Genomic DNA, 25,266 nt, shown 5'->3' on the forward strand with positions numbered 1-25,266 from the left:
CACCGGATGGCGACGCTCGCGCGTCCCGTCCGGTTGCCTGTCGGCCGGATGGGGCGCAACCGCCATCCGGCAAACGGCGCCAAAAAACAATAAAAGGGGTTAATGATGGGGCAACTGTCGCAATCACATGATTTAGGGGGCGGGCTGAAATCACGCCACGTCACCATGTTATCTATTGCCGGCGTGATCGGCGCAAGTTTGTTTGTCGGTTCCAGCGTCGCCATTGCCGAAGCGGGCCCGGCGGTGCTGCTCTCCTACCTGTTCGCCGGGTTATTGGTGGTGATGATTATGCGTATGCTGGCCGAAATGGCCGTCGCCACCCCGGATACGGGCTCCTTTTCGACCTACGCCGACAAAGCGATCGGCCGCTGGGCGGGTTATACCATCGGCTGGCTGTACTGGTGGTTCTGGGTACTGGTTATCCCCCTGGAAGCCAATATCGCGGCCATTATTCTCAACTCATGGATCCCCGGCGTACCAGTATGGCTATTCTCGCTGGTCATCACCCTCGCCCTCACCGGCAGTAATCTGCTGAGCGTCAAGAACTACGGCGAATTCGAATTCTGGCTGGCTATCTGTAAAGTTATCGCCATTCTGGCCTTTATCGTACTGGGCGCGGTGGCCATCACCGGCTTCTATCCGTATGCCGAAGTGAGCGGGATTTCGCGCCTGTGGGATCACGGCGGCTTTATGCCTAACGGCTTCGGCGCGGTGCTCAGCGCAATGCTCATTACCATGTTCTCATTTATGGGCGCCGAGATTGTCACCATTGCCGCCGCCGAATCGGATACCCCGGATAAACATATTGTTCGCGCCACGAATTCCGTAATCTGGCGCATCTCTATCTTCTATCTGTGCTCCATTTTCGTGGTCGTCTCGCTGATCCCGTGGAACATGCCGGGGCTGAAGAACGTCGGTTCATACCGTTCGGTACTGGAGTTACTGCATATCCCCTACGCCAAACTGATTATGGACGGCGTGATCCTGCTGTCGGTGACCAGTTGCCTGAACTCGGCGCTGTATACCGCTTCGCGAATGCTCTATTCCCTGAGCCGCCGCGGCGATGCGCCAGCCATAATGGGCAAAACCAACCGCAGTAAAACGCCGTATGTGGCAGTGCTGCTCTCCACCGGCGCGGCCTTCTTAACCGTGGTGGTGAACTACTATGCCCCGGCAAAGGTCTTTAAATTCCTCATCGATAGCTCCGGCGCCATCGCCCTGCTGGTCTATCTGGTCATCGCCGTATCTCAGTTGCGGATGCGCAAAATCCTGCTGGCGAAAGGCGGAGAAATTCGCCTTAAGATGTGGCTCTATCCGTGGCTCACCTGGCTGGTTATCGCCTTTATCACCTTCGTACTGGTGGTGATGCTGTTCCGCCCGGCGCAGCAGCTGGAGGTGATTTCCACCGGCGTGCTGGCGATCGCTATCATCTGCACGGTGCCGATTATGTCACGCTGGAAAAAGCTGCTATTGTGGCAAAAACTGCCGCTGCAAAATACGCGTTAACCCTGTTCCCGGCGCAAGCCGGGAAATGTATTCAGGAGCAAGACTATGACCGCCATTCCCCAAGCGACGGCCATTGATGGATACCGCTGGTTGAAAAACGACATCATCCGCGGCGTTTATCAGCCTGATGAAAAACTGCGTATGAGCCTGCTGACGTCGCGCTATGAGCTTGGCGTCGGCCCGCTGCGGGAAGCGCTCTCGCAGCTGGTGGCCGAGCGGCTGGTGACGGTGGTCAACCAAAAAGGCTATCGCGTCGCCTCGATGTCCGAGGCGGAACTCCTCGATATCTTCGATGCCCGCGCCAACATGGAAGCCATGCTGGTGCGCCTCGCCATTGAGCGCGGCAGCGATGAGTGGGAAGCCGAACTGCTGGCTCGCGCCCATCTGCTTAATAAGCTGGAATCCAGCGAAGCAAGTGAGCGCTTACTCGATGAATGGGATCAGCGCCATCAGGCGTTTCATACCGCCATCGTCGCTGGCTGTGGTTCGCAGTATTTACTGCAGATGCGCGAACGGCTGTTCGATCTGGCGGCGCGCTACCGCTTCATCTGGCTGCGCACCACCGTGCTGTCGGTAGAAATGCTGGAAGATAAACATGTCCAGCACCAGACGCTGCTGGAAGCCATTCTGGCGCGCGACGCCGAGCGAGCCAGCGCGCTTATGCGCGAGCACTTACTGACTCCCATCCCGATTATCCAACAGGCGATGGCCGGCAAACTGCAGGCGCAGCAATCCTGATTCAGGCGGCGGGCTTTTTATAATACGGCAGCTGCTTGACCGGATACTCATAATGCTCCTCCACCACGCAGCGGTCCGGCGTCGCCATTCCCGAATAGAAGAAAAAGTACTCCTGACTGTCCGGGAAAAAGACCAGATCGTCGCCGTTACGAAAGCTGGTCACCCGATAGGGAATATTATTTTTAGTGTGCGCCTGACGCATGCCGGAAGCCACCTGGAAATGGTCGTCCCACTTCATGGTTGATAGCTGGTAATGGAAACGCGAGATAGTCACGTTTTTACGTAAAGAGCAGGACAATTTTACCGCTGTGCCGGCGAAAGCCGGAGAAAGGAAGAAGCTTAATAAACTGATAGATAATACAAATTTCATGAAGGTCTTATAATTTTAGGGTCAATTATTTAACGGTAACATGAATTGGCCGTTCAAACAGGGATCGCGGCGGATTTTCTTCCCACCGCGCCCGACTCCAGGAATATTCCTAATTATTCGCGCCGCGTAACACCTCGCGAAAGTGCATCACCAGCGGGCGCTGGTTAGCTTTGTGCCATACCGCCCACAGCTGGGTCGAATAGCTCATCCACGGAATTTCCCGCAGCACGACCCCCTCAGGGGCGTTATGCCGCAGGCTGTGCTGGATCAGCGCCACGCCCAGCCCCGCCGCCACCAGCCCCAGAGCCGTTAATGGCTCTCCGGCTTCCAGACGAATATCCGGATTAAAGCCCGCACGTACGCAGGCGGCGACGAACTCATCGCGTGAATGGGCATCGTCGTTATGGATAACCGCGATCCACTGCTGATCGGCCAGCTGCGCCGGCTGCAAGTTTTCCGCAGCGGCCAGCGGGTGATTCTGCGGTAATGCCAGCAGCATCCGGTCATCAAGCACCTGGGTGTACTCCAGATCCTGTTCGCCCGCCGAAGGCGGCATGTCCACCAGCGAGAAATCCAGGCTGCGCTGGCGCAGGCCCTCAATCTGCGTAGCGGGCGGCTGGCTATACAGCGCGATATGCACGTCCGGGCGCGACGTTCGCAGGGTGCGCAGCGCGGTAGAAAGCACGCCGGAGTGCATGGCGTTTTCGATATAACCGATACACAACCCGCCATCTTCGCCGCGCCCCAGTCGTTTACCTAATGATTCGAGACGATTGGCGTGGGTCAGCAACGAGCGCGTTTCGGCCAGAAACGTCTGCCCGTCCGCCGTCAGGCGAATACGCTGCTGGTTACGTTCAAACAACATCAGCCCAAGGCGCTCCTCCAGCTGGGCTATCTGGCGGCTGAGCGGCGACTGCGAAATATGTAAGCGTTCGGCGGCACGGCCAACGTGCTCCTCTTCCGCCACCACCACAAAGTATTTCAACTGGCGTAAATCAATCATATGAGACCTCAAAGGACTTAAGTCAGACGAATTATGTCCTATCAAGTCATAACACCGCAAGGTATTGTGATCTCCGTCACAGAGCGACAGCACAAGTCGCTCGCAAAGAACCCTTCCCAAAACGGGAACCCTATATCGAGGACATCTTAGATGAGCATCAAACATATTCTGCCAGGCAACATCGGTTTAGGCGGCGCGCCGCTGGGCAACATGTTCCGCAACATCCCGGAAGACGAGGCGCACGCCACCGTCGCCGCCGCCTGGGATCTGGGCGTTCGTTACTTCGATACCGCGCCGCTGTACGGGTCCGGTCTTTCTGAAATCCGGATGGGCGAAGCGCTCTCACAGTACCCTCGCGACCAGTTCGTTCTGAGCAGCAAAGTCGGCCGCATCATGCTTGATGAAATGGAAGACCCGGCCGCGCGTGATTTCGGTGAGAAAGGCGGTCTTTTCGAATACGGCCTGAAAAACAAAATCCTCAACGATTACTCGGCAGACGCCACCCTGCGTTCTATTGAAGACAGTTTAAAACGGCTGAAAACCGACCATCTCGACATCGTATGGATCCACGATCCAGCGCAGGATTTCTACGGCGACAGCTGGCTGGAGCAGTTCAACATCGCCCGTACCGGCGCCTTCCGCGCGCTGACCCGCCTGCGTGAAGAAGGCGTCATTAAAGCATGGGGTCTGGGCGTGAACCGCGTCGAACCTTGCGAACTGACCTTAGCGCTCGACGAGCCGAAGCCGGATGCGTTCCTGCTGGCTGGCCGCTACTCGCTGCTGGACCACAAACGCGCCCTGCAGCGCCTGATGCCGGAAGCGCTGGAACAGAATGTCGATATCGTTGTCGGCGGCCCTTACAGCTCGGGCGTTCTCGCCGGCGGTGAACACTTCGAATACCAGAAAGCCTCTGCGGCGATCCACCAGCAGGTGGCGCAGATCAAGGCCGTTGCCGCTCGTCATCAGGTGGATGTGAAAGCCGCGGCGCTGCAGTTTGCCCTGGCTCACCCGGCGGTGGCCGCCGTGATCCCGGGCTCCAGCCGTCCGGGCCGTATGGCGGAAGATCTGGCCGCGCTGAAAGCAACCATTCCAGCCGCTTTCTGGGAAGAGATGCGCAGCCAGAATCTGGTGGCGGATAACGCGCCGCTGCCGATTCGTTAATTTTAGCGGGGCCGCAGGGCCCCTCTTAAAACAAGAGAGACACCATGAAACTGGATCTAACTCATAAAGTCGCCGTGGTGAGCGGCTCCACTTCCGGCATCGGGCTTGGCATCGCTAAAGGCCTTGCTCAGGCGGGCGCGACCGTGGTCATCGTCGGCCGTCAACGGCGCGGTGTTGATACCGCCATGGCGGCGATTAATGCCGAACTCCCGGATGCGCAGCTGCGCGGGGTGGTCGCCGACCTCAGCACCGAGGAGGGCGTCAGCGCGCTGCTCGCCGCCGAGCCGCATGCTGATGTGGTGGTTAACAACCTCGGCATCTTTAACGATAAAGATTTCTTTAGCGTACCGGATAGCGAGTGGATGCACTTTTATAACGTCAACGTGCTTTCCGGCGTGCGGCTGTCGCGCCACTACGCCCGGGGGATGATCGACAACGGCTGGGGACGCATTATTTTCGTCTCCTCGGAATCCGGCGTCGCGATTCCTGCCGACATGATCAACTACGGCGTGACCAAAAGCGCCAATCTCGCGGTCTCCCACGGTCTGGCGAAACGTCTGGCCGGTACCGGCGTCACCGTTAACGCCATTCTGCCCGGCCCCACCTTCACCGAAGGTTTGCAGGAGATGCTGGCGGAGGCCGCCGCGCAGTCTGGCCGCAGCCCGCGTGAACAGGCTGATGAATTTGTGAAGATCGCGCGCCCAAGCTCGATTATCCAGCGGGCGGCGGACGTCGACGAAGTGGCGAACCTGGCGGTGTATCTCGCCTCGCCGCTCTCGTCGGCCACCACCGGCGCTGCGCTGCGCGTCGATGGCGGCGTCGTCGACACCCTGGCAATGTAATTCTAATCATCTGCAATAAAGAGAGAAATAAAATGGCTAATACCACTGTATCTATCGAAATCCCGGCTTCTGTCGACCAGGTCTGGCAACTGATGGGCGGCTTTGACTCGCTGCCCGACTGGCTGCCGTTCATCCCGAAAAGCGTAGTGAGCGAAGGAGGACGCGTGCGTACGCTGACCACTTCCGATGGCGGCACGGTCATTGAACGTCTGGAGGCGTTTGATAACCGCCAGCGCAGCTATAGCTACTCGATAATCCAGGCGCCGTTCCCGGTAGTGGATTACCTCTCCACGATCGCGGTAGTGGCAACTGCCGATAGCAATATCACCCGCGTTGAGTGGTCCGGCAGCTTCACGCCGGTTAACGTCAGCGACGCGGATGCCGAAGCGCTGTTCAGCGGTATTTATCGCGACGGCCTGCAGGCGTTAAAAAATAACTTTAGCGCCTGATTGTTGCCAGGAATGGCCAGGCCATTCCTTTTATGAACAAAAGAAGAAAAGTCTATTGCCCGTTGCCGTCTTTTTCAGACAACGGGCGGGGCCTATCCTTTACGCCATCACGTTGCAACGGGCAACGTTAACGAAACAACTTACCAGGATTATGAACATGAAAACCGTATCGACTCTTTTTTCCGCAGCCGCACTTTCACTTTTTGCCTTTACTGCTTCCGCGCATAGCGTCACTGCGACCGGTAATACGCTTGACTCCGCTGAAGCGGTGATTGCCAAAAAAGCGAAAGAGCTAAATGCGACTGATTATAAAATCACCAGTGCCCATATGGGGAATAAGGTGACGATGAGCGCGGAACTGTACAAGTAAAGTCGGGTCCCCTTCAGAGCCCCGGCGACTCAGCATTTTGAGTTGGCCGGGGGCTAAGAATTCTCACTCTCCCGCTTTCGATTGTTTCACCTGCAATTAACCCTACACCCTGCATTTCTCTCTGCTTTTACGCTCAACAACACATAATACTTCGGTAGTAATACTTTTCTCTGCCGCTTAAATAAGTCTCATAAAGAACATTAAAAAGCAGTTTTATTTTTAAACTGAGATTTGTCGACACTACTCAACTCATAGTCTACAATGATGATTGATAACCACTTATTGCAAATGTGAATGATTATCAGGCTTTCCAGTTAGTTAAAAACAATAGCATAACGATGTTTAAATAACTCATTTTAAACGAGCAAAAAATGGCAGATAACAATATAAAAATTTATCACTCCCGTTATAGCAAGTTGATAAAACTACTGGACTTCCTTACCGTCAACATTTTGATTTTCATCTATTTAAAGTATTTTTACACCGAACCCTCTACCGCTTCCGCGCTCGTTGGAATTATCTATTCATTAGTATTCATAAGAATTAATGAGTATTTTCAATTGTACTCCGGGCAATTTAAAGGCCACTATTTCGCAAAATCAGCCGCGCTCATATTAAGCGTATGCCTAAGCAGTATTGTTTCATTTTTATTTTTCGTCGTTGCCGAGTGGTTAATTAACACGCAACCAGTGGTTAATTTTATCCCGCTGGCCGTCAGTCTGGCGAAATGCTCAATATTTATATTTCTGATTGTCTTCGTGGTGCGGGCAATCACTGCCCATTATCTGTTTAACTCGGTGTTACGGGTGGCGATTCTTGGTATTACGCCCGCGGGCCTGGCCATCGAGCAGGCTTTACAAAAAGAGTACTCACAGCGCGGTATCATCATCAGCTATTTTGAAGACCGCAACAACCATCGCGATAGCCGGTTGATGAGTATTGAAAGAAAAGGTAACTCGCGCGATCTGCTGGCCCTGGCGAAGACAGGCGGCGTTGATGAAATTTATATCGCGCTCCCCATGGTTGCACAGCAGCGTATTAAGCAGTTTCTTAATGAATTCTCTGATACGACCGTCGATGTATTCCTGGTACCGGATCTATTCTCTTACAGCTCGCATATTTCCCAGCTGCGCATGTTCGGCAATCTGCAGACTATCAGTATCTTCACTTCGCCTTTTGATGGCGAAGGGGCGATCATCAAGCGTATCGAAGATATCATTCTCGGCTCTTTCTTTACCTTAATTAGCCTGCCGGCGATGCTGTTCGTGGCGATTGGTATCAAGCTCACCTCGCCGGGGCCGATTTTATTTAAACAGAATCGTTATGGCCTCAACGGCAAGCAAATAGAAGTGTGGAAATTCAGGACCATGCGGGTCATGGAAAATAGCGCCGTGGTCACTCAGGCGACCCGCAACGATCCGCGCATCACCAAATTCGGCGCTTTTTTGCGTAAAACCTCACTGGATGAACTGCCGCAGTTTTTCAACGTGCTTCAGGGGCGGATGTCGATCGTCGGCCCGCGCCCGCACGCGGTGGCGCATAACGAGCAGTATCGCGTGCTGGTGGAGAACTACATGATTCGCCATAAGGTTAAACCAGGGATCACGGGGCTTGCGCAGATTAACGGCTTCCGCGGCGAGACCGACACGCTGGACAAAATGGAGAAGCGAATTCAGTACGATCTGGCCTACATCCAGTCGTGGTCGCTGTTCCTCGATCTCAAAATCGTCTTTTTGACTTTCTTCCGGGGCTTTGTTGGCAAAAATGCGTTCTAGGTTCGCCGTTCTGGCCGGTTTGCTGTCTGTGCCTTACGCACACGCCGACCTGCAGGCAAAACCGCATACCGGGGTTGCCGGCATCGATTTCGAGAGCCAGTTGGGTTATGACATCGGTTACGATGACAACGTGACCTGGCAGCGCTACGACCAAAATAAAATCAGTTCCAGCTACCAGAATATTAAACCTATCGTCAAAGCCATCGGCGAACGTTATGAAGACCGCTACCTGTTGATGTATTCCGGCGATTACCGCAACTATGGCAACGATAGCGCGGATAATCGCAACAACCATTTTTTAATGTTTAACGGCAAATGGCGATTTGGCAGCATGCACGGGCTGTCGCTGGATCTCAATGAGACGCTGGGTCATGAAGAGCGCGGCCGCGACACCACCGAAGGCTTTTTGCCCGAGCAGTTTAAAGAGTTTGGCATCAACAAGCCGATCGGCACCCGCTTCTTTAACAGCGAGCTGCGTTACAGCTACGGCGCGCCGGAAGGCCGCGGTAAAGTTGAAGTCGCGCTACTGCATAAACAATTGCGCTTTCGCAACCTCGACAGCATCAAAGACGCCAGCGATGACTTTAACTATTACATGCACGATCAGGAGTGGCATGAAAACAGCCTGGTGGCCGAACTGTTCGACCAGAAAGCCAAAACGCTGCGCTATCGCTATAGCTTTATCACCAACCAGCGCCGCTACGAGCTGAACCCGTTAAAAGACAGCAATGAGTATTATCTGCTAGTCGGCATGAAGAATCGCCTGTCGGGTAAAACGGAGATTAACGGTAACGTCGCCTGGCTCTACAAAGACTTTATCCATAACCCGGACTCGCAGGGTTTTAACGGCCTGAACTGGGATATCAACGCCGACTGGAAACCGCTGGAGCAAATGAAAGTTAATCTACACAGCTCCCAGCGCATCAAAGACCCCACCGACTCCGGCGGCTATATCCTGGTGTCGAATTTCGGCGTCGGCTATGAACATCACTGGCTGGTGGATCGTTTCTCAACTCTGGTCGATTATTCATATATCACCGAAGACTATAAGCATCAGAGTAATAAGCGCAAAGATAAGTCCAATCTGCTGTCGCTGACCTTTAACTATGATTTCCGACCATCGGTTAACTTTAAGCTGAAGCTGCAATGGAACACCATGCACTCAAATAAAGATACGGACACTTTTTATATTGGCCCGGACTACTCGCATGCGGTTGACCGCACCCTGGGCTACGACGATTCGGCCATTATTTTTATGACGCAGGTACAACTATGACCTTTTTAAACAGGACCCTGGCGATGCTTCCACTGCTGGCGCTACTGCTGGCGGGCTGTTCGACGCCGCCGCAGACCATTAAAACGCCGCCGGACGCCGTCTACCTTTTGGACCAGGGCGATGAAGTGAATATCGCGGTCTCGGGGGAGCAGGATCTGACGATGCGGGTAAAAATCGATAATAGCGGCAGCATTGATTACCCCTATATCGGATCGCTGCTGTTAAAAGGCAAAACGCCTGAACAGGTGAGTAATGAAATCGCCGATAAACTGCGCGGTAACTACCTACAGGCGCCGATGGTCACGGTGAGCATCGCCGAATACCGCAAAGTTTATCTGCTCGGTGAAGTGAAAAAACCGGATGGATATGCCTGGGAGCCGGGTTTAACGGCGGAAAAAGCCATCGCCCTGGCCGGCGGTTTTACCGACCGTGCCGACCGTCATGATATTCAAATTCGACAGGCCCGCGGCGGAAGGCTGCTGGATAATGTCGCCGCCGACTCCTCCGTGCAGGCAGGAGATACCATCATTATTGGCATGAGTTTCTTCTGATATGGCAATTTCACTGGTCGAAAACGCGAAAAAGAAAGAAGGCTTTATCGACTTCACGCCTTATTTCAACAAAATTAAGCACAAGCTTATCTGGTGCCTGGCGGTGGTGATTGTCGCCGCCGTGGCGTCATTTATTCTGACGCGCTTTATGTCTTCCAGCTACACGGCGACCGCTACCGTGCTGTTCAAAGCGCAGTCGCAGGACGTCTCTCCTCTACCGCGGCTGGAAAATTACGACTCCACGCGCAGCGATTACTACGAGACCAAGTATGCGTTAATGGGGTCACGAGTAGTGCTCGATGCCGCGGTGCGTAAATTAAAGCTGGAGCAAGATAGCGAATTTAACGGCGGCGATAATCTTGATGAAGCCGCGCGCATCAATAATGCCATTCAGGCGCTGCAAAAAAACCTGACCATTTCCGGCGTGCGCACCACCCAGTTGGTTGCCGTATCGATGGAAGCGAAATCACCGCAGAAAGCCGCCGATATCGCCAACGGCGTCGCCCAGGCCTTCATCGATTACAGCCTGCAGCAGAAGCAAAATACCTTGCTTCAGGCGCAGGGCTGGAACGAAAAAATGATGGACGACCTGAAAACCAAAATGGATCAGCAGAAGGCGGACATCGATAACTTCCTCAAGCAGAACGGATTACTAACCTTCCGCAGCATGGATGGTTATGAGACCGAGCGGCTGGGGATTGTGATTAACCATCTGGCCGACGCCACCCAGCGTCGTCTGAAAGCGCAGACGGTATGGGACAAGGTCCGTCGCCAGCAGGGTAAACCGGTAGAACAGATTATCTCGCTGCCGGAAATCTCTGGCCATCCGCAGGTGCAGGATTTACGCATTGCGCTCATCCAGACGCGGCGCAATCTTTCCGAAGCGGCCAAACACTACGGCCCGCAGCATCCGAAATATCTGCAGGCTCAGGCGCAGCTGCAGGCGGTCAATGCCCAGCTTGGCCAGGTGCTGGGCGAGCTGTTTAACGGCCTGCGCCAGCAGTATCAAATTGCCCTCGACGATGAGCAGCAATACCAAAAAATGCTCAACGATCAGAAGGCTGATTTCCAGGCGCTCGGCGCCAAGCGCGACCAGTACAACACCATGACCACCGCGCTGAATAAAACCGAAGAGCTTTATAAGTCGCTGTACCAGCGCGCTAACGAGCAGAAATTATCGGAGACCTTCTCGGTAGCGGATGAAGTCATTTACGACGCCGCCGTGCCGCCGGACCGTCCGTCTAAACCCCAGCGCGGCCTGTTGATCGTGATGATTACCCTGATGGCGCTGGCGCTGTATATCATGTACCTGATCGTCAGTACCGCGCTGGATAAAACGGTGAATAGCCTCAGCGAGCTCAAAGCGAAAACCGCCCTCGAGGCCAGCGGCGAATTTCCGCTCCTGACGCATCTGGAAAACGCGCAGCAGATTTTCCATAACGTGCTCTACGCCGATATGATCCACAGCCTACGGCTGGCGTTGCTCAATCAGCGCGATAAACCCGCCACCATCCTGGTGACTTCGGTGCAATCCCGTTCCGGCAGTTCGTTTATTGCCGAACTGCTGGCCTGCTCAGCCAGCAAATCGCGTAAAACGCTGCTGATTGACCTCGACTACCTGGCCACTCAGGGATTATCGGCGAAATTTCCTCTGCATACAGCGGGCTTCAGCCAACTGTTGAACGGCGAGTGCTTGCCGGAGCAGTCCGTCGTCAAACTGGATGATCGGCTGGACTTTATGCCTCGCGGCAAACTCAGCGACTCTTCGCTGCTGTTGCTCACCTCTGAACGCCTGCCGGCGCTGCTGGCAACGTTGCATCAGACTTACGATACGCTAATCATCGACGCTCCGGCGCTCAATCAGGCGCAGGATAGTCTGCTGCTGGCGGCACAAAGCGATATGACTCTGCTGGTGGTGAAGGCCGGCGAGCTGGCTCCGCGGATCCGTAAAGCGGAACAACGTCTGCAGAGCGCGGGCAATAGCCGGGTGGCAAACGTGCTCAACCAGGTGCGCGAAGAACATCTGGAAACGCAGGAAGGTAAACGCCTGCTTGAGCGCCAGATGCGCGAACTCATTGCTCCGAAATAGCGCCTATGAATCTGATTAAGAGTATTTCATCCATCGCCAGTTCATCGGTGCTTTCGCAGCTGATAGGCGCCTTTTCGGTCTGGCTTATCTCTCATCGCTACGGTATGGCCGAGGTCGGCCATTACGCGATGATCTACAGCAATGTGCTGATCGGCGCGCAGGTTTGTACCTTTGCCTCGCAGTTGCTAATCCCCCGTCAGGAGGATCACGAGCTTGGGCAAAACGTGGTGTTCTGCCTGCTGCAGAGCCTGGTGATGGCCCTCCCCTGGGCGGTCATTACCGGGCTTATCTTCGAACTTAACATTGCGTTTCTCTATTTGCTGACTTTTGGCTATGCGCTGGTGCTGGTGGCGGAAAACCTTTCCCTGCGCGGCGGCAACTATCCTTTCCTGACTTTCCAGCGCATTGCGGTGTCGCTGGTAGTGGCCATTGCGCTGCTGGTGATGCCCAACCCAACGCTGTTTTATCTGGCGTGGATGGTCGGGATCCTGCTGCTATTGATCGCCTGCCTGATTCGCCTGTTTAACTTCAAAAGCTTAACGCTGCGCCACTTTTCGATTGCCACGAATCTGCGTTTTTTACGCGAGCACTGGCAGCATATTAGCCGCGTCGGCAGCGCCGAGGTGCTGGCGATGGCCAGTAATAACCTGCCGACGATGCTGATTAACATCTGGTTCTCGCCGCTGGTCGCCGGCTACTTTTCGGTGGTCAGCCGTTTCTGCCTGTCGCCGGTGATGATTATCGGTAACGCCGTGCGCAACTCCATCTTTTCTAAATGGTCGATGGATTTTCGCAACCACACCTTTAACTATCCGGAATATAAAAAGGTTCGCCTGCTGCTACTGGGCGCCGCCGCGGTGTGCATCCTTGGTATCTGGATTTTCTATCCGCTGGTGATGCGCCTGGGCTTTAGCGAGGAGTGGCTGAATTCGATCCCCACCTCGCGCTACATGCTGCCTTATCTGTTCGCCGCGCTGGCGGTCAGCCCGCTGACGGTGATCGAACTGATCTTCGGCTCCCGACGCTACTTCCTGCGTATTCAGATTGAGCAGTTGCTGATTATCGTCATCGCCTTCATCGCCTTACCGTACTTTGGCGTCAGTTATGAAATCGCCCTGCTGGCCTTCTCGTTCCTGACCTTCGCGCGTTACTTATTCATTTTGCTCAAAATGAATCAGCGGGCGAAAACGCTTTCGCTGCAGGAGCAGAAAATATGCAGCTAAACACCGGCCGCTATCTCGAAGCCTATGCCCTGATGACGCTGGTGTTCTGCGGTACGGTCCAGTATTTCACCGGTATCGCGGCCGTGCTGTGGCTGCCATTTTTTCTGGTGCTGGTGATGGCGGTGCTGCTCCTGATGCAGAGCCGCCCGCAGCCGTTGGCGCTCACCGGGCGGGAAAAGCTAATACTGGCGCTGTATCTGACCTTTATCGTACTCGGGCTGGTCTCAACGGTACTGCAGTCAGGGGTCGTCACCGCCATCGTCGGCTTTAAAAACGAGCTGGCGCTGTCGCTACTGATGTTTTGCATGCTGCTGGGGATGTTTAGTGAATCACAACTGTATCGTCTGACGCGGCTTTTCTACTGGATCTACTATGTGCAGATCCCGGTCGCTATCTATCAGGTGATTTTCGTGGTGCCTAAACGGGTGGCGTTTCGCGGCGAAGATGAGAAATGGGACTCGGTGGTCGGCACTTTCGGCGGCGACCCGATGGGCGGCGGCAACACCGCGGCGATGGGGATGTTCTGTCTGCTGATCATGCTCATGAAAGTATCGGAGTTTAAGCACGGCATCTGCTCATTTAAATCGCTGGTGTTCCACATCGCGCTGGGTTTCTTCCTCTGCGTGGTGGGGGAAGTAAAATTCGTCATTCTGCTGTCGCCGTTCCTGCTGGCCCTGCTGTGGATCCTGCCCGGCTACGTAAGCGGCGTAAGTAAAGTTAGCCTGCGATCGCTGCTGATCATCGCCGCCGGCATGGCGCTATTAATTTTTGTCGCCATTACCGTGCTGGCTTCTAACTATTCCTCAGCCTTCGGCGGCGACCCGACCAAAAGCGCGCTATCGGTATTTATCGATTCGCTGGGCTATATTTTTGATACTAACTACATTATGCCAAGCGGCGAACTGGGGCGTTTTACCACCCTCTTCTTCTGGCTGCAGCATAACGAACTGTTCGGCCCGGGCGGCATGCTGTTTGGTTACGGCCTTAACGCCACCAACAGCGGCAGTACCGTCTCGCCGGGCTATATCGGCGCCTGGTATCACCTGATCCTCGACTCCACCGCTTTAAGCATGCTGCTGTGGGAAGTGGGGATTATCGGCATCATTCTGTTCATTGGCACCATCGCCTCCATCCTGGTCGCCATGCGGCCGAAAGAGACCTTTTCGCGCCACGATCTCAAGCTTGAGGATCTGCAACTCCTTAGCTCGGCGCCGGCGTTCTACGTTTTTGTCATCGGCTGTCTGCTCAGCCTGCCGTACAGCCAGATCCTGATGATCATTCCCATGCTACAGTTTTTATTATGGTTAGCCCTCGGGGCGCTGATTGTCATCCACCGCGCTGTCCGTCTTAACTCCGGTACCCACTATGAATAAAACGCCATCAATTACCGTCAGCATCAAGACTCTGAATGAAGCGCAGGGCATCGAAAAAACCATCGATAGCGTGCGCAAACAGCTGCAACCGTACCCGCATCAAATCATCGTCGCCGACAGCTTATCAACGGATAACACCCGCGAACTGGCTATCGCGAAAGGCGCGATGGTGGTGTGCCTGGATAACGCCGCCGACCGCTGCTGCGGTATCGGCCACCAGCTGGGCTGGCTCTATAGCGAAGGCGATTATCTGCTGCTGCTGGATGGCGATATGGAGCTGGAGCCGGGTTTTCTCGATACCGCGGTCGAATTCCTGGAGACGCATCCGGAGTACGCCGGAGTCGCCGGCAGCGTCGAGATGGATGATGCCTCGAACTACGAGTTCAAATCGCGCAAGCAGCGCCTGCATCTGATCTATCCGCAGGGCGACACCGATCATCTGGGCGGAGGCGGCCTGTATCGTCGTGAAGCGATCGAGAAAATCGGCTATCTGACCAACCTCAACCTGCACGGCTACGAAGAAGCGGAGCTGGGCATTCGTTTACAGGCCGCAGGTTACAAGCTGCATCGCCTGGCGGCGCCCTACTTTAGCCACGCCTCTTACACCATGCCGACCTTTAAAATGCTGGCCTACCGTTGGAAAAACGGTTTCCTGTGGGCGCCGGGCGAGTTGCTCCGAAACTGCTGGGGTAAAGCCCATTTCCCGGCGGCGCTGCGGATTGTACGTAATGAGCTGATCTTCACCCTCTATCTTCTGGTCTTACTGATCTGCCTGCTGACCTTCAATGGCAAGGTTATCGCCATTGCCCTGCTGCCGCTGCTGGCGTTTATCGCTCTGAAGGCCATCAAAAATAAATCGCTGCGCGATGGCGTGCAGAGTGCCATTAACTTATCGCTATTTTCAGCGGGGCTGCTGCGCGGGGTGATTAATTCCGTGCGCGATCCGATGAAACGCCCGGCGGTGACCGTCTCGAATCCACAGCATATTGATACTGAAAATGAAAATTCTCTTCGTTAACAAATTCTTCTTTATCAAAGGCGGCGCGGAAACCGTTTATTTTCAGGAGCGCGACGCGATGCTGCAAGCCGGCTACCAGGTGGTCGACTTCAGCATGCAGCACGCGGAAAATAAACCGTCGCCGTGGGAGGAATTTTTCGTCCATAACGTCGATTATCACGACAGTCACGGCCTGATGAGCAAAATCAAAGCCGGGGTGGACTTTATTTATAATGCCGAGGCCTGCGCGAAGCTCAACACGCTTTTGTTGCGTGAGCGGCCGGATATTGTTCATTTTCATAATATTTATCATCAGCTTACGCCTGCCGTTATCGGCGTGGCGAAACGCTTTGGCTGCAAAACGGTACTCACCGCCCACGATTACAAAATCGTCTGTCCTTCCTACACCATGCTGCGAGATGGTCATGTCTGCGAAGAGTGTCTCACCGGGTCGGTGATCAACGCCTTTCGTCACCGCTGCCAGCAGGGCGATACTTTTAAAAGCCTGCTACTGTCGCTGGAAGCCTACTGGCAGAAGTTCGCCAGGAATTACGCCATGCTCGACTGTATCATCGCCCCGAGCGAGTTTATGCGCCAGACCCTGCTGCGTAAGCTGCCCGACGCCCGCATTGAAGTGATCGTCAACGGTATCGATGCCGACAGCACCGTGCCCGGCGACACCGCAGGCGACTATTTTCTCTATATTGGCCGCCTGAGCCGGGAAAAAGGCGTGCCGACGCTGGCGCAGGCGCAGCAAAAAATGCGGGAGGCGATGCCGCTTAAGATTGTCGGCGACGGCCCATTGGGCGCAGACCTGCGCGCGCGTTTCAGCGGCCCGCAGTTCCTCGGCTATATGAAACACGGCGAGGAGCTGAATAACCTTATTCGCGGGGCCCGCGCGGTAGTCGTCCCCTCTGAATATTATGAAAACTGCTCCATGTCGGTGCTCGAAGCCATGGCTTTTGGCCGCCCGGTGATCGGCGGCAATATTGGCGGTATCCCGGAACAGATCCGTGACGGCGTCGACGGCTATCTGGTTGAACCCGGCAATAGCGACGCGCTGGCGCAACTGATGGACAAACTGGCTGCAGACCCTGAGCTGGCCCGCAATATGGGAATTAACGCCCGCCGGCGGCTGGAAGAAAAATACGATCTCGCCCGCCACATGCAGGTGCTGCAGGCGCTTTATCAGCAACTTGTCGGGGAGAAAAAATGACCATCAACGTCACGGTATTAGGCACTCGCGGGATCCCCGATGTGCAGGGCGGCGTCGAAACGCACTGCCAGAATTTATACCCGGAAATCTATCGCCAGGGCAGTGCGGAAGTCTGCGTGATCGCCCGCTCGCCGTATGTGAACTACCGCCGCAGCGAATATCAGGGCGTTAAACTCAAGAGCCTGTGGGCGCCGAAAAGCCGTAAATTCGAGGCTATTATTCACTCGACGCTGGCGGCGTTCAGTACCTTATTCGACGGCTCCAACGTGGTTCACGTTCACGCCGTTGGCCCCGGCCTGGTGGTGCCGTTGCTGCGTCTGTTGGGAAAACGCGTCGTCTTTACCCATCACGGCCCGGATTACGATCGGCAGAAATGGGGCAAGATGGCCAAAGAGATGCTGCGCCTTGGCGAAAAATGGGCGGTGAAATACGCCAATGAAGTGATCGTCATTTCCGAGGTCATCAATAATCTGATTAAGCACGAGCATGGACGACATAACGCCCACGTTATCTACAACGGCGTACGCCAGGTCGAACTGCCGCCCGCGGATCGGCAGGCGGAGATCCTCGATAAATACGGTTTAAAACCGGGCCAGTATATCGTTGCCGTGGCCCGTTTTGTCGAAGAGAAAGGACTGCACGATCTCGTTGCCGCCTATGCCGTCGCCGGGTGTTCGGTACCGCTGGTGCTCATTGGCGATGCCGACCACGCCGATGAATATAGCGAGCGCCTGAAGCAACAGGCGGCCGCCACGCCAAACGTCATCCTCACCGGCTTTATCAGCGGCGCGCCGCTGCATACGCTGTTCTCGCAGGCCGGGCTATTCGTGCTGCCCTCTTATCATGAAGGATTACCAATCGCGCTGCTGGAAGCCATGTCGTGGTCGCTGCCGGTGGTGGTCAGCGACATTCCGGCCAACCTTGAAATTGGTCTGCCGCCAGCGGACTACTTTCCCGTCGGCAACGTTCCGGCCCTGACGCAGAAACTGCAGCAGTGGGTCGCAGGAGAAAAAGCGGATTATGGTGAGTTTATGCCGAAGTACCGCTGGCCGGAAATTGCCGCGCAAACCGCGCAAGTCTATCAGCGCTTAACGTAAGCAGGTTACTCGTGCCGAAATCTACAGCTGAACTGGTGGTCGAGCGCTTTTATGCCGCGCTTGACCAGGAGGTAGAAACCTCATTAACCGCGGAGCAGAAACGGGGAATCGAGCAGGCGCTGGTGCGCGCCAACCTGGCGTCACGCCATCGCATCGATTTTCGCCACAGCTTTCCGTTCCTGCATCGCCGCTATTTTGTGGTGTTTCTTTTTGGTCGGGATCTACGCAAAGTTTCGCGTGAAAGCACCCTATTCGGACGCATCTTCGCGACTCTGCTGATTACGCTTGGCGTGGTATTCGCCCTGCTGTCGATCCTGCTGGCGCTCTATATGCTGAAATCAGCATTAGGCATTGATGTATTTAAAAATTTCCACGTCGGTATCTGGACGTGGTTTGTTAATCTTCATGACCACATGACAAAGTGAATTGAGTATGGCGATATCATCTTTGCGTAGCGCTCCTCTGTTTCGCGCCCTGCTGCTGGCCAGCACGCTGGCGTCAGCGTCCGTTGGCGCGCAAACCACGGTCATCACCCCGCCCCCATTCGACGGTCTGCTCACCAATCCGGGCATCGGCGTCGCCAGCTTTCATGATGGCTATGGTGAAAAACCAACCCGCGCCGAGTATCCCGATACGGGTTTTGAGTACGATCGCTTCTACTGGAGCGAGCTGGAACCACAGGAAGGGGTCTACAATTTCGCCCCGATCGATAACGCCTTTAGCGTCGCCGCCAACCATCAGCCAGCCATGAACGTCGGCCTGAGGGTGATGGCGCTTGACGATCCGCAAACGGGATCGAAAATCCCCGACTGGCTGATCGCCAAAGGGATCAAAGGACAGTGGGTCGCCGACGGCAAAACCTTCGTGCCGGATCTCAGCGATCCAACTTTTATCGCCTATGCGCAGAAACTGCTGAATGCCCTCGGTCAGCGCTATGACGGCAATCCGGAACTGGCCTTTATCGATATCGGCATGGTCGGCTCCTGGGGCGAATGGCACAACTCCAACTTTAGCGAGATTCCGCCGTTAATGGAGAAGTACACGCCGGAGCAGCTCAATCGCTATGTTGATATGCATTTCGATAGCTTCCCGAAAACGCCGAAAGTCATGCTGATTAGCGGCGGCGATTCGCTGGCCTGGGCCAGCCGCCGCGGCGCGGGCTGGCGGGCGGACTGCTGGGGCGACTGGCATAACTTCTCCAGCGAGTGGAGCCATATGCGCGATGATTATCCGCAGCGTCTGGCCGCCGCTCAGGCCGCGGCGCCGGGGTTTGTCGATAGCTGGAAACGGGCGCCCGTCAGCCTTGAGATCTGCGGCTATATGAGCGAATGGCAGAGCGTACAGCACTACACGCGTGAAGAGGTGCAGGCCACCTTCGACTGGGCGCTGCAGCAACACGCCAGCAGCCTGAATCTGAAATCGCGACCGATTCCGACGGAATACCGCGATATTGTCGATAAAGCCTTACTGCGAATCGGCTACCGTTTCCGGGTCAACAAACTCGCCTTCGAAACGCCGGTTAAGGCTGGTAAGCCGTTAGCGGTCAGTGTTACCTGGCGTAATGATGGCGTCGCCCCGGCCTACCTGTTCTACCCGGTACAATGGCGGGTGGTCAACGCCACCGGCGCCACGGTTACCCAGGTAAAAACCCAGGATGACGTGCGCCGCTGGCTGCCGGGGGAAATGCAAAGCACTGTCACTCTGACGCTACCCGCCTCGCTGCCCGCCGGCGATTACGCGCTGCAGACCGCCATCACCGATGCCCAGGGCAAGCCGCGGCTGCTGCTGGCCAACCAGGGCAAAACCGCCGACGGCTGGTATCAACTGACCACCTTTTCCCTTAAGTAAACGGAGAATTCATGCCTAATGCCATCAGTCAGGTCCGCCGAGAGATCAAACATACCGGCAGTATGAAGGCGAAAATCGCGATTCTGCTCTATCGCCTCGCGACGCTGTATCGCAGCCGCAACCCGTTTTACAAGCTGCTCGGCATTCCATTCGTTATTCTCAATAAACTGATTAACGAGTGTCTGTTTTGCGTCGAACTCCCCTGGCAGACGCGGATCGGCTACGGGTTGAAGCTATATCATCCGCACTGCATTGTTCTCAACCGCGGCACCGTCATCGGTGAAAACTGTATTCTGCGTCAGGGGGCCACCATCGGCAGCCTGACGGATAGCGAAGGCCGCGAAGGGGCAAGCCCGGTAATTGGCAATAACGTCGAGTTCGGCGCCCACGTGGTGGTCATCGGCCCGGTGACGTTGGGTGATAATGTTAAAATTGGCGCGGGGACCGTGGTGACGAAAGATCTGGCCGCCGGTCAGGTAGTGGTCGGCCAGCCGTTCCGGGTGTTGTCAACTCATCGCGAAGCGCAGGAATAACGGCTGAAGCGCCGTGACCTGATGACCAGAATGATCGTTGGCGGTCATCCGCTTCCCACAGCAGAAAGCGGATGCCAAAAGTAGAGCTTACGCGCGCAGGCGAACCGGTTCGCTGAAATCGTCAGCCGGTTCGAGTTTCAGATTGAACGTCGTCAGCAGCGCCGCGGCGCGCTCGTGGAACTCACGCAGCGTTTTTTCGAGTCTTTCGCGAACCTCAGGATCGTCGATGGCGACCGCTTGCCAGTTGCCCTCTTTATCAAACAGGCCGAACTGGTAGCTATAAGTGAAACGAGATTCCTGTGCTTCCATTTCCATCCACCAGCCCCAGAATTCCCGCTTCTCCGGCGCTGGTTTAACGTTGACGCAAACTGCCAGGCAGTCGAAAAAAAAGCGGTTCTCTTCACACTGCCCTTCACGGATATAGGGGCCTAGCGCCGTGAATTTTTTAATCAGCTTACTTTTCAGGTGTCCACTCGGTAACGTCATTGCGATCTCCTTTAGTGATGCAACTGTTTTACCAAACCAATAAAATTTAGCAATATATTAACCAAATCTATGATTGATCCAGCGGGCAATCTGACGCAATGCGTGATCGAAATTACGGTAAACCGGCTTAAACGGTACCTCAAGCAGCTTCCCATCCGACGAAGACGAGGTGATTAACCGCGACTCCTCTTCGGGGCTAAAGGGATCGTCTTTCCAGTAGCCGGAGAGCATCGGCGTAGGGCAACGGCGGCCCAGCAAGCCCTGAGTTTTTAATGAATAACGGTTAAGTTCGACACGCAGCGCTTCGTCGGAAGCATCGTGCATACCAAGACGCGATGCCAGCACATCGAGGAACATCTCCGGCACCCGCGCCATCAGCTGCGGATCCACCAGCAGGTTATGCACCACCGGCCCCAGACAGGCCACCGCCTTCAGTCGCTGCGATTCCAGATACCCCAGACGAACCGCAATATTGGCGCCGAAGCGGAAACCAAATGCCGCCACCCGGGTATGATCAACCCAGGGTACATTCTGCAGATGCTGCAGCACGTACTGATGCAGCATGCTGGTGTCCTGGCTCAGCGTCCACTTGGTTGAGAAACCGATGGACGGCATGTCCAGCGTCAGCATGGCGATACCCAGCGGGGCAAAATACTTCTCATACAGGCTGTAATAATCGGTTTGCAGCGAATCCAGACCGCCGCACATCAGCACCGTCGGGAACGGGCCTTCGCCTTTCGGCATATGCAGGAAGCCCGTCACCGGGGCGCCGCCGGGGATAGCGAACTCCAGTTCACGCAGCTCGCCCGGCAGGCGTTGCGCCGCCTCTTCATAGGCGCGATTGGCCAGCGTCTGCGCCTGATCGGCTAATCCATCGCCCTTGATATGCGGGTAGGCGGCGATGCTATAGAGGTTGGAGGCGTGCAGCCAGTGGCGACCGCTCACCAGAGGATCGGTTTCCTGGGTCGCCTTTTGCTGCCACATCATCGCTTGTTTAGTCCACTCATACACCCAGTTGCCGCCGCGATAGCCGATCACCGTATCGTAGAGCTCCGGGTCGGAACGCTCGGCGTCGCTCATCACGATACGCGCCTGGACATCCCATATCTCCTGCGGCGAAACGCCGCGCCAGATCCACATCAGGCGATTGATTAAGCGATACCAGTGATCGACGTGATTACCGCTCAGCGCGGTCTGCATGCCCTGATGCTGGCCGGAGGAAAACCGACGGACCAGCGTTGAGGTTTCCGGGTATTTGAATCGGGGTTTAAACAACGTTTCGCTAAGGTTAGCCTGTGACATGTGCCGCCTCCATCATGTTGCTGCTTTCGCTATTGTAACCTGCGTCAGGGTAAAAAAAACCACGCCCGGCATAACCGGGCGTGGTAATTATTCACTATTGGCGGGAATTAACGGCCAGCGATTGGCGGGACGAAGACGACGCCCATATCCCACGGCTGTTCAATCCAGGTATCCTGCGGGATATCAACCACATAATCATCAACCAGCGGACGGCCAGCCGGCTTGGCGAAAATGGTGACAAAGTGCGCTTTAGGATACATTTCGCGAATAGCGACGGCGGTGCCGCCGGTATCGACCAGGTCATCAATAACGATGAAACCTTCGCCATCGCCTTCAGCGCGCTTCAGTACTTTCAGTTCGCGCTGGTTGTCGTGATCGTAGCTAGAGATACATACGGTATCAACATGACGAATACCCAGTTCACGCGCCAGTAAAGCTCCCGGTACCAGACCGCCACGGCTAACGGCAATGATGCCTTTCCATTGTTCAACCGGCAGCAGACGGCTTGCCAGTTTGCGGGCGTGAATCTGCAACATGTCCCAGGTGACGACGTATTTTTCGCTCATGTGAATTGTCCCAGCCTGTGTATAACGGCTTAAATATTGTTCGAGGGGGAAAATGGTTGCGCGAGATTATAGAGACCTGACGCACTAAAAACCAGTATTAAGCGCCTCCGGCAACGCTTTTTGCGTGCTTTACACTAGCAGAGCGCGCGGAAAGTGGTATTCTCAACCACATCGCGCAAGCCCGAGCTTGTAGTGAATCTTATTGCTAACCCTCGACCTGTAAACGACTTTTGCAGGTGACTGTAAGGAGACTCATCGTGTCTGAATTGTCTCAATTATCCCCGCAACCGCTTTGGGATATTTTTGCCAAAATTTGCTCCATCCCGCACCCGTCCTATCACGAAGAACAGCTCGCCGAGCACATCATGGGTTGGGCAAAAGAAAAAGGCTTACACGCGGAACGCGACCAGGTTGGCAACATTCTGATTCGTAAAGGCGCGACCGCCGGTATGGAAAACCGCAAGCCGGTGGTTCTGCAGGCGCACCTCGATATGGTGCCGCAGAAAAATAACGATACCGTCCACGATTTCACCAAAGACCCGATCCAGCCGTACATCGACGGCGAGTGGGTCAAAGCGCGCGGCACCACCCTGGGCGCGGATAACGGCATCGGTATGGCCTCCGCGCTGGCGGTGCTGGCCGACGATAGCGTTGCCCACGGCCCGCTGGAAGTGCTGCTGACCATGACCGAAGAAGCCGGCATGGATGGCGCGTTCGGTCTGCAGGCCAACTGGCTGCAGGCGGATATCCTGATCAATACCGATTCGGAAGAAGAAGGCGAAATCTACATGGGTTGCGCCGGCGGTATCGATTTCACCTCTAACCTGGCGCTGACTCGCGAAGCGATTCCTGCCGGTTTCCAGAGCTTTAAACTGACCCTGAAAGGCTTAAAAGGCGGCCACTCCGGCGGTGAAATCCACGTCGGCCTGGGCAACGCTAACAAGCTGCTGGCGCGCTTCCTGGCGGGCCATGCCGATGAACTGGATCTGCGTCTGGTCGATTTCAACGGCGGTACGCTGCGTAACGCTATCCCGCGTGAAGCCTTCGCGACCGTCGCCGTCGCCGCGGACAAAGCGGATGCGCTGAAAGCGCTGGTGAATACTTACCAGGATATCCTGAAAAACGAACTGGCGGCCAAAGAGAAGAATCTGGTCGTCCTGCTGGAAGCGGTCGCGAACGATAAAGCGGCGCTGACTCAAGCTTCCCGCGACGGTTTCGTGCGCCTGCTGAACGCGACGCCGAACGGCGTGATCCGCAACTCCGACGTCGCGAAAGGCGTGGTTGAAACTTCGCTGAACGTCGGCGTCGTCACCATGACCGACGACAACGTGCAGATCCACTGCCTGATTCGCTCGCTGATCGATAGCGGTAAAGACTATGTTGTCAGCATGCTGGATTCACTGGGCAAACTGGCCGGGGCGAAAACCGAAGCCAAAGGCGCTTACCCAGGCTGGCAGCCGGATGCCAACTCTCCGGTTATGCACCTGGTGCGCGAGACCTATCAGCGTCTATTCAACAAGACGCCGAACATCCAGATTATCCACGCTGGTCTGGAATGCGGTCTGTTCAAAAAACCGTATCCGGATATGGACATGGTCTCCATCGGCCCCACCATTACCGGCCCGCACTCCCCGGATGAGCAGGTTCATATCGAGAGCGTCGGCCAGTACTGGACGCTGCTGACCGAACTGCTGAAAGCGATTCCGGCGAAGTAAGCCATGCACCGGCGGCGTGATGCCGCCGGTTGTTCCTCCGGGCCCCGGTGATGACCTGTACGGTAGGCCGGATATTGTCTGGTGGTGGCTAACGCCTTATCCGGCCTACCGTTAATTTGTTCACCACGCAGCCTCAAAATCCCCGGTGGCGCTACCGCTTACCGGGGCTACAGTAATGTGCAGTTTGGTAGCCCGGACAAGGCGCAATGCGCCGCCTCCGGGAAAATCCCTGCCGGCGACTGGACCACAACAGACTCTCAGCGTTATGAGATGAAAGCTTTTCTCAAGCTAAAACAGCCGCAAACCGATAACAGTATCTATTCAGCCTTCCCCGAACCGCGTTTTTCCATTCGATAGTTGGTGAACCACTCACCACGCGATTCTACTCGCTGCTCAGCGACGACACGAAATCCCTGACGAAGAAAACTGGATCGTGCCGTTATGCTCGCATCGACCGACAGTACCTTTCCCGGATGGCTGGCGCAGACCGCGCCGATGAGCGCATGACCGATTCCACGACGGGCATAATCCGGCGAGACGAATAAAAGGTCGATATAATCATTAACGGCGGTGATAAATCCAACCGGCTGATTATCAATAACCGCCACCAGCACTTGCGAATCGGCAAGTTTCTGCCGCCAGCGGGATTCATCAACCTGCGCCCAGGCGGCAATTTGCGCGGGAGAATAATCCCGGCTGGCGGTCTCTCTCACAGCGCGCAAAAAAATGGCGCACAGCGCCGGAAAATCATCTTCTGAATACGCCCTGATCGTTAACATC

General features: G+C 55.4%; 25 protein-coding genes. 19 read left to right on the top strand and 6 right to left on the bottom strand.

Annotated elements, in window-relative coordinates; genetic code table 11:
* Nucleotides 1–105: 105 nt before the first annotated feature.
* Nucleotides 106–1,506 (top strand): GABA permease, encoded by a 1,401-nt coding sequence (gene gabP, locus PGS10_RS12850; RefSeq protein ID WP_045391085.1) that lies wholly within the window; start codon nucleotides 106–108, stop codon nucleotides 1,504–1,506.
* Nucleotides 1,507–1,551: 45 nt separating this feature from the next.
* The gene (gene csiR / locus PGS10_RS12855; protein ID WP_047046063.1) at nucleotides 1,552–2,244 is read left to right on the top strand and encodes a DNA-binding transcriptional regulator CsiR; all 693 of its coding nucleotides are present in this window, start codon (nucleotides 1,552–1,554) and stop codon (nucleotides 2,242–2,244) included.
* A 1-nt stretch (nucleotide 2,245) separates the two neighbouring features.
* On the opposite strand, the gene PGS10_RS12860 is transcribed toward csiR, so the two are convergent.
* Both PGS10_RS12860 and PGS10_RS12865 read right to left on the bottom strand, forming a co-directional pair.
* Nucleotides 2,246–2,614 carry a hypothetical protein gene (locus PGS10_RS12860; RefSeq protein ID WP_047046065.1) on the bottom strand — a complete coding sequence of 123 codons (369 nt, stop codon included), beginning with the start codon at nucleotides 2,612–2,614 and terminating at the stop codon, nucleotides 2,246–2,248.
* A gap of 109 nt (nucleotides 2,615–2,723) precedes the next feature.
* Nucleotides 2,724–3,617: a LysR substrate-binding domain-containing protein gene (locus PGS10_RS12865; RefSeq protein ID WP_047078697.1), complete on the bottom strand. Its 894-nt coding sequence runs from the start codon at nucleotides 3,615–3,617 to the stop codon at nucleotides 2,724–2,726.
* 150 nt (nucleotides 3,618–3,767) lie between these two features.
* Here PGS10_RS12865 and PGS10_RS12870 point away from each other — a divergent pair, with 150 nt between their 5' ends.
* The 16 genes from PGS10_RS12870 (at nucleotide 3,768) to PGS10_RS12945 (ending at nucleotide 20,417) form a co-directional block, all read left to right on the top strand.
* Nucleotides 3,768–4,778 (top strand): aldo/keto reductase, encoded by a 1,011-nt coding sequence (locus PGS10_RS12870; RefSeq protein ID WP_045391096.1) that lies wholly within the window; start codon nucleotides 3,768–3,770, stop codon nucleotides 4,776–4,778.
* A 44-nt stretch (nucleotides 4,779–4,822) separates the two neighbouring features.
* The gene (locus tag PGS10_RS12875; protein WP_047046073.1) at nucleotides 4,823–5,620 is read left to right on the top strand and encodes an SDR family NAD(P)-dependent oxidoreductase; all 798 of its coding nucleotides are present in this window, start codon (nucleotides 4,823–4,825) and stop codon (nucleotides 5,618–5,620) included.
* 32 nt (nucleotides 5,621–5,652) lie between these two features.
* Nucleotides 5,653–6,069 carry an SRPBCC family protein gene (locus tag PGS10_RS12880; protein ID WP_045391102.1) on the top strand — a complete coding sequence of 139 codons (417 nt, stop codon included), beginning with the start codon at nucleotides 5,653–5,655 and terminating at the stop codon, nucleotides 6,067–6,069.
* Between the two features lie 157 nt (nucleotides 6,070–6,226).
* Nucleotides 6,227–6,439 (top strand): DUF1471 domain-containing protein, encoded by a 213-nt coding sequence (locus PGS10_RS12885; protein ID WP_045391105.1) that lies wholly within the window; start codon nucleotides 6,227–6,229, stop codon nucleotides 6,437–6,439.
* A 371-nt stretch (nucleotides 6,440–6,810) separates the two neighbouring features.
* Nucleotides 6,811–8,214, top strand: coding sequence for an undecaprenyl-phosphate glucose phosphotransferase (locus tag PGS10_RS12890; RefSeq protein WP_047046076.1), 1,404 nt, complete (start codon nucleotides 6,811–6,813; stop codon nucleotides 8,212–8,214).
* Nucleotides 8,204–9,490 (top strand): outer membrane beta-barrel protein, encoded by a 1,287-nt coding sequence (locus PGS10_RS12895; protein WP_047046079.1) that lies wholly within the window; start codon nucleotides 8,204–8,206, stop codon nucleotides 9,488–9,490. Before PGS10_RS12890 ends, PGS10_RS12895 begins: the two co-directional genes overlap by 11 nt.
* Nucleotides 9,487–10,041, top strand: a complete 555-nt coding sequence (locus PGS10_RS12900; RefSeq protein ID WP_047046082.1) for a polysaccharide biosynthesis/export family protein — start codon at nucleotides 9,487–9,489, stop codon at nucleotides 10,039–10,041. Before PGS10_RS12895 ends, PGS10_RS12900 begins: the two co-directional genes overlap by 4 nt.
* A gap of 1 nt (nucleotide 10,042) precedes the next feature.
* The gene (locus PGS10_RS12905; RefSeq protein ID WP_316423068.1) at nucleotides 10,043–12,130 is read left to right on the top strand and encodes a GumC family protein; all 2,088 of its coding nucleotides are present in this window, start codon (nucleotides 10,043–10,045) and stop codon (nucleotides 12,128–12,130) included.
* A 5-nt stretch (nucleotides 12,131–12,135) separates the two neighbouring features.
* Nucleotides 12,136–13,353, top strand: a complete 1,218-nt coding sequence (locus PGS10_RS12910; protein ID WP_045391116.1) for a lipopolysaccharide biosynthesis protein — start codon at nucleotides 12,136–12,138, stop codon at nucleotides 13,351–13,353.
* On the top strand, nucleotides 13,344–14,726 hold the full coding sequence (locus PGS10_RS12915; protein ID WP_047078700.1) for a hypothetical protein: 1,383 nt from the start codon (nucleotides 13,344–13,346) through the stop codon (nucleotides 14,724–14,726). The genes PGS10_RS12910 and PGS10_RS12915 overlap by 10 nt, the downstream gene beginning before the upstream one ends.
* Nucleotides 14,719–15,744 (top strand): glycosyltransferase family 2 protein, encoded by a 1,026-nt coding sequence (locus PGS10_RS12920; RefSeq protein WP_045391122.1) that lies wholly within the window; start codon nucleotides 14,719–14,721, stop codon nucleotides 15,742–15,744. Before PGS10_RS12915 ends, PGS10_RS12920 begins: the two co-directional genes overlap by 8 nt.
* Entirely contained in the window at nucleotides 15,725–16,939 is a 1,215-nt protein-coding gene (locus PGS10_RS12925) for a glycosyltransferase family 4 protein (RefSeq protein WP_045391124.1), read from the top strand. Before PGS10_RS12920 ends, PGS10_RS12925 begins: the two co-directional genes overlap by 20 nt.
* On the top strand, nucleotides 16,936–18,036 hold the full coding sequence (locus PGS10_RS12930; RefSeq protein WP_316423069.1) for a glycosyltransferase family 4 protein: 1,101 nt from the start codon (nucleotides 16,936–16,938) through the stop codon (nucleotides 18,034–18,036). Before PGS10_RS12925 ends, PGS10_RS12930 begins: the two co-directional genes overlap by 4 nt.
* Nucleotides 18,037–18,047: 11 nt before the next feature.
* Nucleotides 18,048–18,461, top strand: coding sequence for a hypothetical protein (locus PGS10_RS12935; RefSeq protein WP_015704480.1), 414 nt, complete (start codon nucleotides 18,048–18,050; stop codon nucleotides 18,459–18,461).
* 7 nt (nucleotides 18,462–18,468) lie between these two features.
* Nucleotides 18,469–19,884, top strand: coding sequence for a DUF4832 domain-containing protein (locus PGS10_RS12940; RefSeq protein WP_316423070.1), 1,416 nt, complete (start codon nucleotides 18,469–18,471; stop codon nucleotides 19,882–19,884).
* A gap of 11 nt (nucleotides 19,885–19,895) precedes the next feature.
* A complete protein-coding gene (locus tag PGS10_RS12945; protein WP_045391132.1) occupies nucleotides 19,896–20,417 on the top strand; it encodes a serine acetyltransferase in 522 nt (173 codons plus the stop codon).
* A gap of 87 nt (nucleotides 20,418–20,504) precedes the next feature.
* Here PGS10_RS12945 and crl read toward each other — a convergent pair whose 3' ends face one another.
* From crl to gpt, 3 genes are all read right to left on the bottom strand, one after another.
* Nucleotides 20,505–20,903 (bottom strand): sigma factor-binding protein Crl, encoded by a 399-nt coding sequence (crl, locus tag PGS10_RS12950; RefSeq protein WP_045380819.1) that lies wholly within the window; start codon nucleotides 20,901–20,903, stop codon nucleotides 20,505–20,507.
* A gap of 57 nt (nucleotides 20,904–20,960) precedes the next feature.
* Nucleotides 20,961–22,205 carry an esterase FrsA gene (gene frsA / locus PGS10_RS12955; RefSeq protein ID WP_049059873.1) on the bottom strand — a complete coding sequence of 415 codons (1,245 nt, stop codon included), beginning with the start codon at nucleotides 22,203–22,205 and terminating at the stop codon, nucleotides 20,961–20,963.
* Nucleotides 22,206–22,312: 107 nt separating this feature from the next.
* Nucleotides 22,313–22,771, bottom strand: coding sequence for a xanthine phosphoribosyltransferase (gene gpt, locus PGS10_RS12960; protein ID WP_002889733.1), 459 nt, complete (start codon nucleotides 22,769–22,771; stop codon nucleotides 22,313–22,315).
* A 257-nt stretch (nucleotides 22,772–23,028) separates the two neighbouring features.
* Here gpt and pepD point away from each other — a divergent pair, with 257 nt between their 5' ends.
* Nucleotides 23,029–24,486: a cytosol nonspecific dipeptidase gene (gene pepD, locus PGS10_RS12965; protein ID WP_015368040.1), complete on the top strand. Its 1,458-nt coding sequence runs from the start codon at nucleotides 23,029–23,031 to the stop codon at nucleotides 24,484–24,486.
* 317 nt (nucleotides 24,487–24,803) lie between these two features.
* Here the strand turns inward: pepD and PGS10_RS12970 are convergent, their stop codons facing one another.
* The gene (locus PGS10_RS12970) at nucleotides 24,804–25,265 is read right to left on the bottom strand and encodes a GNAT family N-acetyltransferase (RefSeq protein WP_045391137.1); all 462 of its coding nucleotides are present in this window, start codon (nucleotides 25,263–25,265) and stop codon (nucleotides 24,804–24,806) included.
* Nucleotide 25,266 lies beyond the last annotated feature (1 nt).

Source organism: Klebsiella sp. 141153 (genome assembly GCF_032601995.1).
GTDB classification, from domain to species: Bacteria; Pseudomonadota; Gammaproteobacteria; order Enterobacterales; family Enterobacteriaceae; genus Klebsiella; species Klebsiella aerogenes.